Source organism: Agrobacterium fabrum str. C58 (genome assembly GCF_000092025.1).
Taxonomy (GTDB): Bacteria; Pseudomonadota; Alphaproteobacteria; order Rhizobiales; family Rhizobiaceae; genus Agrobacterium; species Agrobacterium fabrum.
Genome location: NC_003062.2, coordinates 2,310,465 through 2,325,650, shown reverse-complemented (window position 1 = coordinate 2,325,650; position 15,186 = coordinate 2,310,465). Strand labels below are relative to the sequence as shown.

General features: G+C 59.5%; 15 protein-coding genes. 8 read left to right on the top strand and 7 right to left on the bottom strand.

The window, feature by feature from the left end:
• The first annotated feature begins 86 nt into the window (after positions 1-86).
• The 3 genes from gguA to araD1 all read left to right on the top strand — a co-directional run bounded on the left by gguA (position 87) and on the right by araD1 (position 3,933).
• Entirely contained in the window at positions 87-1,625 is a 1,539-nt protein-coding gene (gene gguA / locus ATU_RS11460; RefSeq protein WP_006311698.1) for a sugar ABC transporter ATP-binding protein GguA, read from the top strand.
• Positions 1,622-2,818 (top strand): sugar ABC transporter permease GguB, encoded by a 1,197-nt coding sequence (gene gguB / locus ATU_RS11455; protein ID WP_006311699.1) that lies wholly within the window; start codon positions 1,622-1,624, stop codon positions 2,816-2,818. Before gguA ends, gguB begins: the two co-directional genes overlap by 4 nt.
• 119 nt (positions 2,819-2,937) lie before the next feature.
• Positions 2,938-3,933, top strand: coding sequence for a 2-keto-3-deoxy-L-arabinonate dehydratase AraD1 (araD1, locus tag ATU_RS11450; RefSeq protein ID WP_035256007.1), 996 nt, complete (start codon positions 2,938-2,940; stop codon positions 3,931-3,933).
• A gap of 200 nt (positions 3,934-4,133) precedes the next feature.
• Here araD1 and ATU_RS11445 read toward each other — a convergent pair whose 3' ends face one another.
• Complete coding sequence (locus ATU_RS11445) at positions 4,134-4,544, bottom strand: VOC family protein (RefSeq protein ID WP_010972246.1); 411 nt, start codon at positions 4,542-4,544, stop codon at positions 4,134-4,136.
• 167 nt (positions 4,545-4,711) lie between these two features.
• On the opposite strand from ATU_RS11445, the gene ATU_RS11440 reads away from it, so the two are divergent.
• Positions 4,712-5,227 (top strand): GNAT family N-acetyltransferase, encoded by a 516-nt coding sequence (locus ATU_RS11440; protein WP_006311702.1) that lies wholly within the window; start codon positions 4,712-4,714, stop codon positions 5,225-5,227.
• A gap of 91 nt (positions 5,228-5,318) precedes the next feature.
• Here the strand turns inward: ATU_RS11440 and ATU_RS11435 are convergent, their stop codons facing one another.
• From ATU_RS11435 to ATU_RS11415, 5 genes are all read right to left on the bottom strand, one after another.
• Positions 5,319-5,783 (bottom strand): GNAT family N-acetyltransferase, encoded by a 465-nt coding sequence (locus ATU_RS11435; RefSeq protein WP_035255891.1) that lies wholly within the window; start codon positions 5,781-5,783, stop codon positions 5,319-5,321.
• 117 nt (positions 5,784-5,900) lie between these two features.
• On the bottom strand, positions 5,901-6,497 hold the full coding sequence (locus ATU_RS11430) for a class I SAM-dependent methyltransferase (protein WP_010972243.1): 597 nt from the start codon (positions 6,495-6,497) through the stop codon (positions 5,901-5,903).
• A gap of 3 nt (positions 6,498-6,500) precedes the next feature.
• On the bottom strand, positions 6,501-7,322 hold the full coding sequence (locus tag ATU_RS11425) for a transglutaminase family protein (RefSeq protein WP_010972242.1): 822 nt from the start codon (positions 7,320-7,322) through the stop codon (positions 6,501-6,503).
• Between the two features lie 21 nt (positions 7,323-7,343).
• Positions 7,344-8,285 (bottom strand): alpha-E domain-containing protein, encoded by a 942-nt coding sequence (locus tag ATU_RS11420; RefSeq protein WP_006311706.1) that lies wholly within the window; start codon positions 8,283-8,285, stop codon positions 7,344-7,346.
• Positions 8,286-8,288: 3 nt separating this feature from the next.
• A complete protein-coding gene (locus ATU_RS11415) occupies positions 8,289-9,698 on the bottom strand; it encodes a circularly permuted type 2 ATP-grasp protein (RefSeq protein WP_035214895.1) in 1,410 nt (469 codons plus the stop codon).
• A gap of 445 nt (positions 9,699-10,143) precedes the next feature.
• Between ATU_RS11415 and ATU_RS11410 the strand changes: the two genes are divergently transcribed.
• The 4 genes from ATU_RS11410 (at position 10,144) to ATU_RS11395 (ending at position 13,438) form a co-directional block, all read left to right on the top strand.
• Complete coding sequence (locus ATU_RS11410; RefSeq protein WP_006311708.1) at positions 10,144-11,040, top strand: DMT family transporter; 897 nt, start codon at positions 10,144-10,146, stop codon at positions 11,038-11,040.
• A 78-nt stretch (positions 11,041-11,118) separates the two neighbouring features.
• A complete protein-coding gene (locus tag ATU_RS11405; RefSeq protein ID WP_006311709.1) occupies positions 11,119-11,736 on the top strand; it encodes a L,D-transpeptidase in 618 nt (205 codons plus the stop codon).
• 235 nt (positions 11,737-11,971) lie between these two features.
• A complete protein-coding gene (locus ATU_RS11400) occupies positions 11,972-12,367 on the top strand; it encodes a DoxX family protein (protein WP_006311710.1) in 396 nt (131 codons plus the stop codon).
• Positions 12,368-12,529: 162 nt separating this feature from the next.
• Positions 12,530-13,438, top strand: a complete 909-nt coding sequence (locus ATU_RS11395; RefSeq protein WP_010972240.1) for a DMT family transporter — start codon at positions 12,530-12,532, stop codon at positions 13,436-13,438.
• A gap of 90 nt (positions 13,439-13,528) precedes the next feature.
• Here ATU_RS11395 and ATU_RS11390 read toward each other — a convergent pair whose 3' ends face one another.
• On the bottom strand, positions 13,529-15,001 hold the full coding sequence (locus tag ATU_RS11390; protein ID WP_035255892.1) for a DEAD/DEAH box helicase: 1,473 nt from the start codon (positions 14,999-15,001) through the stop codon (positions 13,529-13,531).
• Positions 15,002-15,186: the final 185 nt, after the last annotated feature.

The window sequence follows — 15,186 nt, the reverse complement described above, 5'->3', positions numbered from 1 at the left end:
AAGACACATGCGGGGATGGCTTGGCGTCATCCCCGTTTTTCCATAAAAATAAAAACGTCTGAATTAATCGGGCGCTGGATTGCGATATGGCCAATACCATTCTCGAAATGCGGAACATCACCAAGACGTTTCCGGGCGTGAAAGCGCTTGAGAACGTTAACCTCAAGGTGAAAGAGGGTGAGATCCACGCACTCGTCGGTGAGAACGGCGCGGGGAAGTCGACCTTGATGAAGGTCCTTTCCGGTGTTTACCCCGCCGGCACCTATGAGGGCGAAATCCACTATGAAGGCGCAGTCAGGAATTTTCGCGCCATCAACGACAGTGAAGATATTGGTATCATCATCATTCACCAGGAGCTTGCACTCGTGCCGCTCCTGTCGATTGCGGAAAACATCTTCCTTGGCAACGAAGTCGCTTCGAACGGCGTCATCAGCTGGCAGCAGACCTTCAACCGTACCCGCGAACTCCTGAAGAAGGTGGGTCTGAAGGAATCGCCCGAGACGCTGATCACCGATATCGGCGTCGGCAAGCAGCAGCTGGTCGAAATCGCCAAGGCACTGTCGAAGAGCGTGAAGCTGCTCATCCTCGACGAGCCGACGGCTTCGCTCAACGAAAGCGATTCCGAGGCGCTGCTCAATCTCCTGATGGAATTCCGCAATCAGGGCATGACCTCGATCATCATTACCCACAAGCTGAACGAAGTGCGCAAGGTGGCCGACCAGATCACCGTGCTGCGCGACGGCATGACGGTGAAGACGCTCGACTGTCATCAGGAAGAAATCAGCGAGGATGTCATCATCCGCAACATGGTGGGACGCGATCTGGAAGATCGTTATCCGCCGCGTGATGTGCCGATCGGCGAGACCATTCTCGAAGTCAAAAACTGGAACGCCTATCACCAGCAGCATCGCGACCGCCAGGTTCTGCACGACATCAACGTCACCGTCCGCAAGGGCGAAGTCGTCGGCATCGCCGGGCTGATGGGGGCAGGACGCACCGAGTTCGCGATGAGCGTGTTCGGCAAGTCCTATGGCCACAGGATCACCGGCGACGTGCTGATCGACGGCAAGCCTGTCGATGTCAGCACCGTGCGCAAGGCGATCGACGCCGGTCTCGCTTATGTGACCGAAGACCGCAAACATCTCGGGCTCGTGCTCAACGACAACATCCTGCACAATACCACGCTGGCAAATCTCGCCGGCGTGTCGAAGGCCAGCATCATCGACGACATCAAGGAAATGAAGGTGGCGAGCGATTTCCGCACGCGTCTTCGCATTCGGTCATCGGGCATCTTCCAGGAAACGGTCAATCTTTCGGGCGGCAACCAGCAGAAGGTTGTGCTCTCCAAGTGGCTGTTCTCCAACCCTGATGTGCTGATCCTCGATGAACCGACACGCGGCATCGACGTTGGCGCAAAATACGAAATCTACACCATCATCAACCAGCTCGCTGCCGATGGTAAAGGCGTTCTGATGATCTCATCGGAAATGCCTGAACTGCTCGGCAATTGCGACCGCATCTACGTCATGAACGAAGGCCGCATCGTCGCTGAATTGCCGAAGGGAGAGGCGAGCCAGGAAAGCATCATGCGCGCTATCATGCGCTCAGGGGAGAAGAACTCATGAGTTCGGCAAACACCACAAACGAAGAAAGCAACGTCATCTCGGTCGGGTCGTATATTCGATCCAATATCCGCGAATACGGCATGCTGATCGCGCTCGTCGCCATCATGGTTTTCTTCCAGTTCTACACCGGCGGCATCCTGTTCCGCCCTGTGAACCTGACCAACCTCATCCTGCAGAACTCGTTCATCGTCATCATGGCGCTTGGCATGCTGCTCGTCATCGTGGCCGGGCATATCGACCTTTCGGTCGGTTCCATCGTCGCCTTCGTCGGCGCGATCGCGGCCATATTGACCGTGCAATGGGGCATGAACCCGTTTCTGGCGGCGCTGATTTGTCTCGTCATCGGCGGCATCATCGGTGCTGCCCAGGGTTACTGGATCGCCTATCACCGCATTCCGTCGTTCATCGTGACGCTGGCGGGCATGCTGGTGTTCCGCGGCCTGACGCTTTTCGTGCTCGGCGGCAAGAATATCGGTCCTTTCCCGACCGATTTCCAGGTCATCAGCACCGGCTTCCTGCCTGATATCGGCGGCATCGAAGGTCTGAACACCACGTCGATGATCCTGACCGTGCTGATTACGGTCGCGCTGTTCTATCTGGCGTGGCGCCGTCGCGTGGTGAACGTGAAGCATGGCATCGACGTGGAGCCGTTCGGTTTCTTCATCGTGCAGAATCTGCTGATCTCCGGCGCTATCCTGTTCCTGGGTTACCAGCTGTCGACCTATCGTGGCCTGCCGAACGTTCTGATCGTGATGCTGGTTCTGATCGCGCTTTACAGCTTCGTGACGCGCCGCACGACCATCGGCCGTCGCGTTTACGCCATGGGCGGCAATGAGAAGGCGACCAAGCTTTCCGGTATCAACACCGAACGCCTGAGCTTCCTCACCTTCGTCAACATGGGCGTGCTGGCCGGTCTTGCCGGCATGATCATCGCGACCCGCCTCAACTCGGCGACGCCGAAGGCAGGCGTGGGCTTCGAGCTTGACGTGATCGCGGCCTGCTTCATCGGCGGTGCTTCGGCCTCCGGCGGCGTTGGCAAGATCACCGGGGCCGTTATCGGCGCCTTCATCATGGGTGTGATGAATAACGGCATGTCGATCGTCGGTCTCGGCATCGATTTCCAGCAGATGGTCAAGGGCCTCGTGCTGCTCGCCGCTGTGTTCTTCGACGTCTACAACAAGAACAAGGGCTGATCGGCCCAACTCCTATCGCAGTCAAAAAAGTGGCCGGTTTCCGGCCACTTTCATAAGATGCAGGTGCAATGCACCGCGTAGAAGAGACAAGGCGCATTGCGCCGGAGGAAGGAAATCCCGTGCTCATTTCACAGATCAAAGATGCCAGTGGCAACATCACCGTCGCGGTTCGCGAAGAAGGCGGGCAGGCGCGCGCCGTCAAGGGTGCAGCCTCGGTTTATGCGCTCGCCATGGAAGCCGCCAATGGCGGCAAGAGCCTCGCCGATGTCGTATCTGCCCATGGTCTGGGCGACGCCGTCGATCTCGACAAGGCCTATGCCGAAGGCCGTTTCCTGCCGCCGATCACCCATCCCGATCCGGCGCATCTGCATCTGACCGGCACCGGCCTGACCCATCTCGGCTCTGCCGCGACCCGCGACAGCATGCACAAGAAGACCACGGAAGCCGCCGAAGAAAGCCTGACGGATTCCATGAAGATGTTCCGCATGGGTCTCGAAAACGGCAAGCCGAAGGCTGGCGAAAAGGGCGTTCAGCCCGAGTGGTTCTACAAGGGCAACGGCCATGTGGCGGCGGCACCGGGTGCGGCTCTCACCTCTCCGTCCTTCGCGCTCGATGGCGGCGAAGAGCCTGAGATGGCGGGCATCTATGTGATTTCCGACAAGGGCGAGGCTGTGCGTATCGGCTTTGCCGTCTCGAACGAGTTTTCCGACCACGTCACCGAGCGGGTCAACTACCTCTACCTCGCCCATTCCAAGCTGCGCCCGGCCAGCTTCGGCCCGGAAATCCGCGTCGGTGCAGCACCGTCGGATATTCGCGGCACCTCGCGCATCCGTCGCGGCGACAAGGTCATCTTCGAAAAGCCGTTCGTTTCGGGTGAGGACAACATGTCCCACACCTTTGCGAACCTCGAATATCACCACTTCAAATATGGCCTGTTCCGCGCGCCGGGCGACGTGCATGTGCACATGTTCGGCACGGCAACGCTCTCCTTCGCGGAAGGCATCAAGCCGGAAGCGGGTGACGTGTTCGAAATCGAGGCAGCCGGTTTCGGCCTGCCGCTGAAGAACCCGCTGGCGGTGGATTCGGAAGAAGAGATCGTGGTTCGGCAGATCTGATCTGACGGACTGCGTATGACAATGGTCGAGGGTGGGGCGCCCTGCGTCACTCCCCCTCGACGTCATCCTCGGGCTTGTCCCGAGGATCTGCAAGCGATTGATTTACGCGACGTGGTTAGATCCCCGGGACAAGCCCGAGGATGACGGAGGAAGGGATCGCCGTTTCTTTCTCGACCGTTGTGTGACAGGTGGTCCGGACTTCACTCGAATCCCCACAGCTTGCCTTCCCCGACCTCTACCGAATTCCCTGCGGGATCGCGGATATAGACGGAATAGCTGCCATTCGGCCAGCGATGGTAGTGCTCGACGGGAATCTCAAGCGCCTCGAAGCGCGTCTTCCATTCGTCCACTTCCGCTTTGTCGTCAGCGTAGAAACAGAAATGGCCTTGCCCCACCGCCCCATGGCGGGGAATGGGGTTATTGGCGTCTGCCCGGCTTGATTCCTGCGGATCGAAGAGCAGCAGCATCTGCCGGCCACATTTGAAGAAAACCAGCTGGCCGGGCAGTTTCAGCACCATTTCAAGCCCGAACACGTCCCGGTAAAATGCCTCGGCGGCGTCCAGATCATCCGCATAGAGCGCGGTTTCCATAATGGCGGATGGTGGTTTCATCATCGTCCTCTTCCCATGATGATAAGTTTTCGAGTGCCGCCCGACATCCATATGCCATGGTCACGGCGATTAGAACATTGGTGGTGGCTGTTTCTCCGGTGTTGCAGATCGGCTATGGAATTGGGGCACCTCTCGATACAGATGGCCGATGAAAGACGGAGTTCAAGGTGGATGAAACAACTATAAGGCGGCTGACGGAGGAGGATGTGGACATCTTCCGCGCGATGCGGCTCGAAGCTCTCCGGACCGAACCTGCGGCCTATGCGAGCACGGCAGCCGACTGGGAGAAGCTGTCGGCAGACGAATGGCGGACGCGGCTGACCCAGAATAATGTGTTCGCGGCGTTCTGGAATGATGCGCCCGTGGGGATCATGGGATTGATGCGCCAGGGTTCGAGCAAGATGGCTCACAGGGCGACGCTGATCATGGTTTACGTGCGGGCCGAAGCACGGGGAACCGGCATTGCCCGTGCGCTTCTGGAGGCCGTGAAGTCTTTTGCAGGCGACAACGGCATCCGCCAGATCGAGCTTGCAGTGAGCGCTGAAAACCCCGCCGCTGCCAGCTTTTATAAACGGGCAGGTTTTTCGCAGATAGGATGCGTGCCGGGCGGGATTTTGCACGAGGGCCGGGAAATCGACGATATCATGATGGCCTGTCGTGTGGATGCCGAAGGCAAAGAATAGGAATAGGAAGCAGCCGGTAACATCGCGCGGTCCTGCCCGCCGGATCGGCGGCCTGGGCGGCCCGGCAGGTGTTTCGCGGGTGTGCTGCCGCTCAGATATTCGTGCTGAAAGTCAGCATCGTCAGATCATGTTTGCCGACGCCGCGTTCCAGAACGGTCCAGCCGCAATTGATGTAATAGGCTTCGAGATCGCGCTGGCAGCAGAGATAGCTGGCCTCATGACCGAGTTCGGCGGCCCTTTGTGTTGCGGCCTGCATCAGGGCGCGGGCAACGCCTGAGCGCCGCCTGCCTTCTTCTACCCAGAGAGCGGCAACCCATGGCAGATATTGCGGGCGCTCCTCCAGATCGCAATGGATGAGGAAGGCGGAGCCGACATAGTCATCGCCATCATGGGCGACGAAGCCGGTGGGCAGCTTATGGGGGTTGGTCATGTCCTGCAGGTGCTCCGCGACGTCCCCGACCTTGAGGCCGCTATCCTGCCACCATGCCGTCCAGACGCGCTCCGCGATGGTGGGGCCATGGGACTGGCAGTCGCGATAGTCGGAAATCCTGTACAAAACCCTCTCCCGTCCAGCCTGCCACGAGCGGGTTGAGGCCGGAGCATACATGCAGATCGATGCCGCGATTTAAACGGTAGAGAGGTGCTTTCGCAACCGCCAACTTGCCGCGCCGGGTCAGGCTTTCGTGGCCGTCACATGCAGCCAGTCGGTGGGAAGCTTGTCATAACCGCTGCCCTGCCGGGCCTCGATCTCCACCTCCGTCCAGGCGAATTGCCCGTAGGTTTCCTCAAGCCAGGCTTTGGAAGGATAGTTGTAATAACGGCCAAACGTGTCGCGGCCTTCCACTTCTCCCGCCTTGAAGCTCGCATAAAAAACGCCGCCCGGTTTGAGCGCCGTGTGGATGCGGCCGATAATGCCCGGCAGGGCAAGGCGGGGCACATGCAGCAGGCAGGCATTGGCCCATACGGCATCATAAAGCGCCGCGTCTTCAATATTCTCGAACAGCAATGTTCTGACGGGAATGCCGAGCCGGGCTTGCGCTGCCTTTGCGATGTCAGGCGTTCCATCGGTGGGGTGAACATCGAAACCGGCGGACAGCATGTATTCGCTGTCCTGTCCGCCGCCGCATCCCAATTCTAGGATTTTCGCGCCGGCTCGCAGTCGCGCCAGGAATGTCTCCAGATGCGGGCGGTCCGGGGCCTGCCCCCGTGACGTATAGGCCGTGGCATGGCCGCTATAAAAGGCGATCGTCTCGTCGTCCCTAGCGGTCATGTCTCAACTCTGCGACTGGCTCTGGCTCTGTGACTGCTGCACGGTGACCGATACATTCAGGGTTTCACCGGCCGGGCCGATGCGCATGCCTGATATCGGCGCGCAATCGCGGTAGCAGAGGCCGGATGAGATGCGCACGTAACGGTCATCGGGGCAGATATTGTTGGCGGCGTCGAAGCCGACCCAGCCCAGCCCCTGAAGATGCACCTCGGCCCAGGCATGGGTGGCCGTCTGTTCCGCCACGTCTTCCATCATCAGATAACCGGAAACATAACGGGCGGGCAGGCCCATCAGCCGGGCGGCGGAAATCAGGATATGGGCATGATCCTGACAGACGCCCTTGCCGGCTTCCAATGCCAGTTCGGCCGTGGTTTCGGTGTCGGTCGAACCCGGCATGTATTCCACCTTGCTGTTGATCTTCTCCATGAGGTCGTGCAGGCGCTCAAGCTCGGTGTCGCCCGTGCTGACCTTCACCAGTTCACGCACCAGTTTGCCCGGCTTGGTCAGCGGCGTCTCGCGCAGGAAAAGCCACAGCGGCGCATTTCCAATATGAGGGCCGACCATGCCGGCCTTGTCCTCGGTGGTGACGAGGCCGCTCGCCACGACCTTGACCTTGCGTTGCGGGCCTTCCGTTTCCACCAGCGCGACCCGGTTGCCGAAATGGTCATCATAGGTCACTTCGACGGTGGCGCCATCGACCGAGACATCCCAGTCCTCAACCGTCTGGCACGGGCCGCTCTGTGGCGTCAGGCGCAGCCGTTGCAACGCATAGGGCATCGGCTCGTCATAGACATATTCGGTCGTATGGGTGATTTTCAGACGCATAAGCTGTCCCCGTCCACGCGCTTATAGATAAAAGCGGTAGCCTTCCATGATTTCCTGCCCCAGCTGGCCGTTCCGGTTGACGAATCTCTCCAGAAACTCGTGCAGACCTTCATCCATGACACGGGCGATGGTCGTCTTGCGCAGGCTGTCGCGGATGCTTTCCGCCGTCTCATGCGCCTTGTGCCTTTCGCCGTAATCCTCGGCGATGTAATTGAGGTTGCTGGCGATCTTCTCGTAACAATAGGCAAGCGAGCGCGGCATGCGGCCGTTGAGAATGAGGAAGTCGGCAATGTTGGCCGGTTTGTATTCCGCATCATAGACCCAGCCATAGGAGCGGTGCGCCGAGACCGAGCGCAGGATGGATTCCCATTGCGCATTGTCGAGCGAGGAGCCCACATGCGCCACGGCCGGCAGCAGCACGTAATATTTGACGTCGAGGATGCGGGCCGTGTTGTCGGCCCGCTCGATGAAGGTGCCGATGCGGGAGAAATTATAGAGATCGTTGCGCAGCATCGAACCGTGGAAAGCGCCGCGCACCAGACCGGCGCGATGTTTGATGACATCGATGGTCTGCGGAAGCTCGGCGTGGCTGAGCTTGCGGCCGAGGATGTTCTTCAGCTCGATCCAGAATTCGTTGGTGGCTTCCCATGTCTCGCGCGTCAGCGCCGTGCGCACCATGCGGGCATTGTTGCGGCCTGCCTCGATGCAGGACATGACGCTGGAAGGGTTTGCCTTGTCCCGCAGGAGATAATCTATCGCATTGGCCGCCGTCACCTTCTCGCGCGTTTCGAGGAACTCCTCGTGCACGCCGGCGCTCTGCAATACGCCGTCCCAGTCCTCATCGCCGCTGCCGCTGCGCGTCAGTGAAACGCGCAGGCCTGCATCGATCAGCCGGGCGATGTTTTCAGCGCGCTCTATATACCGGAACATCCAGTAGAGCCCGTTTGCCGTTCTGCCCAGCATGGCTTAATCCTCCAGTACCCATGTATCCTTGGTGCCGCCGCCCTGGCTGGAATTGACCACCAGCGAACCCTGCTTGAGGGCCACGCGGGTCAGGCCGCCGGGGATGATCTTCACCTTGTCCGACACCAGCACATAGGGACGCAGATCGACATGGCGCGGCGCGATGCCGTTCTTGACCATGATCGGCACGGTGGAGAGCGACAGCGTCGGCTGCGCGATGTAGTTGGAGGGGCGGGCTTTCAGCTTTTCGGCAAACAGCGCCCGTTCCTTCTTCGACGCGGTGGGGCCGACCAGCATGCCGTAACCGCCCGAACCGTGGACTTCCTTGACGACCAGTTCGGCAAGGTTGTCGAGCACATATTTCAGGCTGTCCGGCTCCGAACAGCGCCAGGTGGGCACGTTTTCGAGAAGCGGCTTGCGACCGGTATAGAATTCGACGATCTCAGGCATGTAGGAATAGATTGCCTTGTCGTCGGAAATGCCGGTGCCGGGGGCATTGGCGATGGTGATGTTGCCGGCGCGATAAACATCCATGATGCCGGGCACGCCAAGTGCCGAATCCGACCGGAAGGTCAAGGGATCAAGGAAGTCGTCATCGACGCGGCGGTAGAGCACGTCGATCGCCTCGTAACCGCGCGTGGTGCGCATCTTGACCTTGCCGTCCATGACGCGCAGGTCCGACCCTTCCACCAGCTCCACGCCCATCATGTCGGCGAGGAAGGAATGTTCGTAATAGGCGGAATTGTAGATGCCGGGGGTAAGGATGGCGACGCGCGGCTTGTCGGTGCAGCCGGGCGGTGCCAGCGAGGCGAGCGACTGGCGCAGCTGATAGGGGTAGTCCTCGACCCGCCGCACCTTGTTCTCATGGAAGAGTTCGGGGAACATCTGCATCATCGTCTCGCGGTTTTCCAGCATGTAGCTGACACCGGATGGCGTGCGGGCATTGTCTTCCAGGACGTAGAATTGGTCTTCGCCGGTGCGGACGATATCCGTGCCGACAATGTGGGTGTAAACGCCGCCAGGCGGCGTGAAGCCGATCATTTCCGGCAGGAATGCGACGTTTTTCTCGATGATCTCCCGGGGAATGCGGCCGGCGCGGATGATTTCCTGCTTGTGGTAGATGTCGTCAAGGAAAGCGTTGAGGGCGAGAACGCGCTGTTCGATACCCTGGGCCAGTTTGCGCCACTCACGCCCGGAGATGATGCGCGGAATAATATCGAAGGGGATCAGTTTTTCTGAACTGTCGGCGTGGCCGTAGACTGCGAAAGTAATGCCGGTTTTTCGAAAGATGTTTTCCGCGTCTTTTGACTTCTGGATCAGGTGCGCCCTGTCCTGCCGGCTGTACCATTCGTTATAGTTTTCATATGGGCTTCGCGGCGCGTTGTCCGCATTTATCATTTCGTCAAATGCCAACTTCGATGTCCCCTTTTTTGCCATATGAATACAACGAGAAATGCAATGCAAGAACTATGCGGAGGCCTCCGTGAAGATTTTTTACCGCCCTAGAGTTTTAAAAAAGAAGCGTTTTTTCGGTGTTTGCTTATAAATGCAGCACGGGTAGATTGGTTGCGCGCTGTAGCGGGATCGAAGCGAGCGATCGGCCTGTGTGCAGCGTGGGCGAATGCACAAATTTTACTCGTTCGCTTTCGGTTGAAAGATCGCGGATTTCGCATCAGAAAAACTGAAAGATGTGATCACAAAAACACCTTTGACCTTTCATGGCGAGGGGGATAGCGCCTTGCTGACCGGCCCTGATCATTTGCCGGTTCGCGCCTGGCCGCAGAAAGAACAATTCGCCGCATCGCGCCCGTCGGGAGCAATAGCCCGTGGCATTGTCGTGCGGCACAGGAGATGCTCAATGTCGCTCGACCGTCTGGCTCCGGCCATCTTCGTCTTTCTCTGGTCGACCGGCTGGGTCACTGCCAAATATGCCGTCTATTATACCGGGCCGCTGACCTTCCTTTGTCTGCGTTATCTGCTGGCCGGCCTGCTATTATGGGCGATCTGCCGGTTTTCCGGCATTTCGTGGCCGAAGCAGCGTGCCGATGTCCTGCGGGCGATCCTCTCCGGTGTGTTTCTGCATGGCATTTATCTCGGCATGATCTGGTGGGCAATCGGGCAGGGCGTGCCTGCCGCGATCGGCGGCATCATCGCCGGCCTGCAGCCGCTGATGACGGCGGTGGCCGCCCGCTTCATGATTGGGGAGAGAATTTCGCCACTGCAGCGCGCGGGTCTCCTGCTCGGTTTTGCCGGCATCGCCATTGCCGTGCTGCCGAAGGTGATGGCTACCGGTGCGCTTGGCATGTCGGTGCCGCTTTATGCCGTGGCGGTGAATGTGCTGGGCATGGTGTCGGTGACCTATGGCACGCTCTACCAGAAGAAATATGTCCATGGCGGAAACATCATGGCCGTGGCGACATTGCAATATGTCGGCGCGCTGCTGGTCACCGTTCCCTTCGCGCTTTTGCTGGAAGATGGGCATGTGGACTGGAGCCTCGGGCTTGCCGCCACGCTTGGCTGGTCCGTGGGTGCGATTTCCATCGGTGCGGTGGCGCTGCTTCTTTATCTGATCCGGCGCGGGCAGGTCTCACGCGCTGCCTCGCTGATCTATCTGGTGCCGCCGCTGGCCGCCGTGGAAGCCGCCGTGCTTTTCGGGGAAACCCTGACGCCGGCCATGATCGCCGGCACGGTTCTGGCGGTGACGGGGGTTTATCTCGCCAATCGCAAACCTGCGGCGTCGGTTGCGGTACGTTAGTTACTGCAACCTCACATTAGAGATTTGTTAACCATAAAATTATACCTCTCGTTAATCACATGATTTGGCGGGGGTTACATGTCTATTTCACGTCGTGGTGTTCTGTTCGGACTGCCGCTGTTTCTGGCCGGCTGCGCGCACACCGGTATTGGCGAGCAGAGGCTCAATTATGCGGCAAAACCGGAAGAGAAGTTTCCGCTTCCCGCCATGCATCTCGATAAGGTCAAGCCGGAACTGCGCCGGCAGGAGGTCACCTATGACACCAGCCATCCCGCCGGAACGGTGGTGGTGGATACACCGGCGCGGCGGCTGTATTATGTTATGGGCGAGGGTCGCGCCATGCGTTACGGCGTCGGCGTCGGCCGGCAGGGGCTTGCGCTGAAGGGCGATGCCTATATCGGCCGCAAGTCCGAATGGCCTTCCTGGACGCCGACCGCAAACATGATGCGCCGTGATCCGCGTAATCTGAAATTCGCCGGCGGCATGCCTGGTGGCCCCAACAACCCGCTCGGCGCACGGGCGCTTTATCTTTATCGCGGCGGCAACGACACCATGTTCCGTCTGCACGGAACCAATCAGCCGCAATCCATCGGCCACGCCATGTCGAGCGGCTGTATCCGCATGCTGAACCACGACATCATCGATCTTTACAGCCGCGTGCCTGTCGGCTCCAGGGTCGTGGTGCTGCAAGCCTGACGGGGAGGCGGATTTTTCCGCCTTTGCCACGCGAAAAAATGCCTGTATCCTTGGGTTGATTTTTTCCACATAAGTCTGGTTTTATGGTGGAAAATCAACCATGTGTAGAATGACTCCCTTTATGTATTTAAGGGATTTCTGCTATATCGGAAATGTGATTTTCGGTGTTCGAGACGTGTATCCATAAAGGCATGATTGCGCTGTATCGAGCGTCGCACCACTTCAACGGGGACACATGAACATGGCAATTCTAGACAATCTCTCCCGCTATCGCCCGCAGGCACTCGGGGCGCTGCGGATCATGACGGCGCTGCTTTTCATTTCGCACGGAACGCAGAAGCTGTTCGGTTTCCCGGCATCGCAGATGGACGGCTCCCTGCCGACGATGCTGCTGGTGGCGGCACTTCTGGAAGCCGTTGGCGGCCTTCTCGTGCTGGTCGGCCTGTTCACACGCCCGGTCGCCTTCATCCTGTCCGGCCAGATGGCTGTCGCTTATTTCATGGCGCACGGGCCGAAGAGCTTCTTCCCGGCCCTGAATGGTGGTGATGCTGCCATCCTGTTCTGCTTCATCTTCCTGTATCTGGTGTTTGCCGGTGCGGGCGCTTTCTCGGTGGATGAACGCCGGGCCTGATCGCCCGCCGTCATCACCGATCTTTATTGAGGCCCCGCATGGCTGGAACCATGCGGGGCCTCATTGTATTGATGCGGCGGAAACTTCGGTCTTCACCGAAGCATAGATGCTTGGTTTCGGGTTAGGAACGGTTCATCCTGAACGCAGCTGGAAAATTGATCCGTGACCCCTCAGAACACCATCGCCCGTGAATTGCTGTTTCTCGCCCTGCTGTCCACGCTGTGGGCCGCATCCTACACCTTTATCAAGATCGGGGTGGAGACGATTCCGCCCTTGACCTTCATTGCAGCAAGAACCCTCATTGCCGGTCTCCTGCTCCTGGTGGTCATCCGGCTGCGCGGGCTGCGGTTGCCGCGCGATCCCGCAACGTGGCGGCTTTTCTTCGTTCAGGCCTGTATCAACAGCGTGTTACCTTTCACGCTGATCGCCTGGGCGGAACAGAGCATCGATGCCGGGCTTGCCGTCATTCTCAATGCCACGACGCCGATCTTCACCTTCCTTCTCACCGCGCTTGTCATCCGGCATGAGACGGTGAGTGGCCGCAAGCTGTTCGGCACCATTGCCGGCATGACCGGTGTTTGCCTCATCATCGGCGTGGAAGCGCTTGGTGGAGCAGGGGAGGCGATATGGAGCCAGCTTGCGGTGTTGACGGCGGCATTTTCCTACGCCTGCGCTGCCATTTTCAGCAAAAACTTCAAGGGCCTCGATCCTGTCATGCCTGCCGCCGGCTCGTTGATCTGCGGCGCGGTACTGTTGTTGCCGGTCAGCCTGATCGTTGACCGGCCCTGGACATTGTCGCCTTCGGCGGCGTCGTTAACGGCACTTGTGTGCCTCAGCGTCTTTTCCACCGCGCTTGCCTTCATGATCTATTTCCGGCTGATGCAAACGCTGGGCTCGGTGGGCACCACCTCGCAGGCCTATCTCCGGGTGCCGGTCGGGGTCGCCATCGGCATGGTGTTTCTGGGGGAAGTGCCGACGTCAGCCATGTGGGTGGGGCTGGTCTGCGTGATCGCAGGCGTGCTGGCCATGACCTTGCCGTCAAGACGTCGACCGGCGACGCAGGGCGGTTGAAGACAAAGAAAAACCCCGCGGGCGGATTGCCTGCGGGGCTTTGATTGGCGAGCGCCGCAATGCCGAGCGTCCGCGACCCTGGCTTAACAGTTAGCGGTTACGGCCGCGATTGCCGTTGCCGGAAGCACGCTTTTCCTGGCCGTTGCCGCCAGCAGGTGCGTGGCGGTTGGCGCCGCTGCCGCCGGGCTTGCGGGCGGGGCGGCGCTGCTTGCGCGGGCCGGCCGGGCGGCCTGCGTCGCCTTCAGCCTGCTTAACGCGCTTGAAGTCGGAGGTTACTTCCAGATCGTTGTCCGCATCACGCGGCGCGTGGTTGCGGGACGGGCGGGATTCGCCGTTGTGACGTCCACCTTCACGCGGGCCGCGCGGCTGGCCGCCATTGTTGTTGCGACCGCCACGGTTGTTATTGGGGCGTGTGGGGCTTGCAAGACCAGCCGGACGTTCGCCAGACGCAACCGGGATATCGATCTTCATCAGCTTTTCGATGTCGTGCAGCAGGCGGGTTTCGTCCGGTGCGCAGAAAGCGATGGCGATGCCGTCGCGGCCGGCGCGGGCGGTACGGCCGATGCGGTGAACGTAAGCATCCGGCACTTCCGGGAGGTCGTAATTGAAGACGTGCGTTACGGCCGGGATATCGATGCCGCGGGCAGCGACGTCGGTCGCGACCAGAACCTTGATCTCACCGTCCTTGAAGCCCTTCAGTGCCCGCTCGCGCTGGCCCTGGCTCTTGTTGCCGTGAATGGAGGCGACCTTGAAGCCGATATGTTCGAGATGCTTGTAAAGCTTCTCCGCGCCGTGCTTGGTGCGCAGGAACACGATGGAGCGGCCATCCGGGTTCTCGTTGAGCGACTTCTTCAAAAGATCGGTCTTGTCGTTCTTGCCGGCGACGAAATGCACGTACTGCTCGACCTTGTCGGCAGCCTTGCCCGGAGGTGTCACCTCGACCTTGATCGGGTCGGTCAGGAAGTTGCTGGCAAGCTCGGAAATGGCCTTCGGCATGGTGGCCGAAAACAGCAGCGTCTGGCGCTTGGGCGGAACCATGCGGGAAATCTTGCGCAGATCATGGATGAAGCCGAGATCGAGCATCTGGTCGGCTTCGTCGAGAACGAGATACGTCACCTTCGAGAGCGAGATGGCGTTGCGGGCGATGAGGTCCAGCAGGCGGCCGGGGGTCGCCACGAGGATGTCAGTGCCCTTTTCGAGCTGAAGCTGCTGCTTGTTGATCGACGCGCCGCCAACAACCTGGTTGATGCGCAACGGCGTCTTCTTCACGAAGGAACGCAGGTTGTCGCCGATCTGGTTCACCAGTTCGCGGGTCGGTGCAAGGATCAGCGTGCGGGTGGTGCGATTTGCCGGACGATCCGCCTGCTTCATCAGCATTTCGATGATCGGCAGCCCGAAAGCGGCCGTCTTGCCGGTGCCGGTCTGTGCGAGGCCGATCAGGTCACGGCCTTCGAGCAGCAGCGGAATGGCTTTCGCCTGAATGGGGGTAGGGGTCGTATAGCCAAGCTGGGTAACACTGGCCACAATCTTTTCGGAGAGGCCGAGTTCGTTAAAACTGGTCAATATATATTGCCTTTCGGGGCGCCAAAACAAACTCATCCGGAGCAGTGCTGCTGTCCGGTGGTTTCGGCGTCAAGAACCCCGCGTGAATTGGGAACTTGTGGGTTGGAATAACTTTCTGCGCATCAGTGCGGCAATTGCCGTCTTCTGTATTCGTTGCGCTTTTCCTACATGCGGTCCAAGGGGGT

Bases quoted from the DNA above. Each gene is read 5' to 3' on its own strand.
- gguB (WP_006311699.1), top strand. From the start codon at position 1,622: ATGAGTTCGGCAAACACCACAAACGAAGAAAGCAACGTCATCTCGGTC.
- ATU_RS11400 (WP_006311710.1), top strand. From the start codon at position 11,972: ATGAACATGGCAATTCTAGACAATCTCTCCCGCTATCGCCCGCAGGCA.
- ATU_RS11430 (WP_010972243.1), bottom strand. From the start codon at position 6,497: ATGACCGCTAGGGACGACGAGACGATCGCCTTTTATAGCGGCCATGCC.
- ATU_RS11420 (WP_006311706.1), bottom strand. From the start codon at position 8,285: ATGCTGGGCAGAACGGCAAACGGGCTCTACTGGATGTTCCGGTATATA.
- gguA (WP_006311698.1), top strand. From the start codon at position 87: ATGGCCAATACCATTCTCGAAATGCGGAACATCACCAAGACGTTTCCG.
- ATU_RS11445 (WP_010972246.1), bottom strand. From the start codon at position 4,544: ATGAAACCACCATCCGCCATTATGGAAACCGCGCTCTATGCGGATGAT.
- ATU_RS11425 (WP_010972242.1), bottom strand. From the start codon at position 7,322: ATGCGTCTGAAAATCACCCATACGACCGAATATGTCTATGACGAGCCG.
- ATU_RS11405 (WP_006311709.1), top strand. From the start codon at position 11,119: ATGTCTATTTCACGTCGTGGTGTTCTGTTCGGACTGCCGCTGTTTCTG.
- ATU_RS11410 (WP_006311708.1), top strand. From the start codon at position 10,144: ATGTCGCTCGACCGTCTGGCTCCGGCCATCTTCGTCTTTCTCTGGTCG.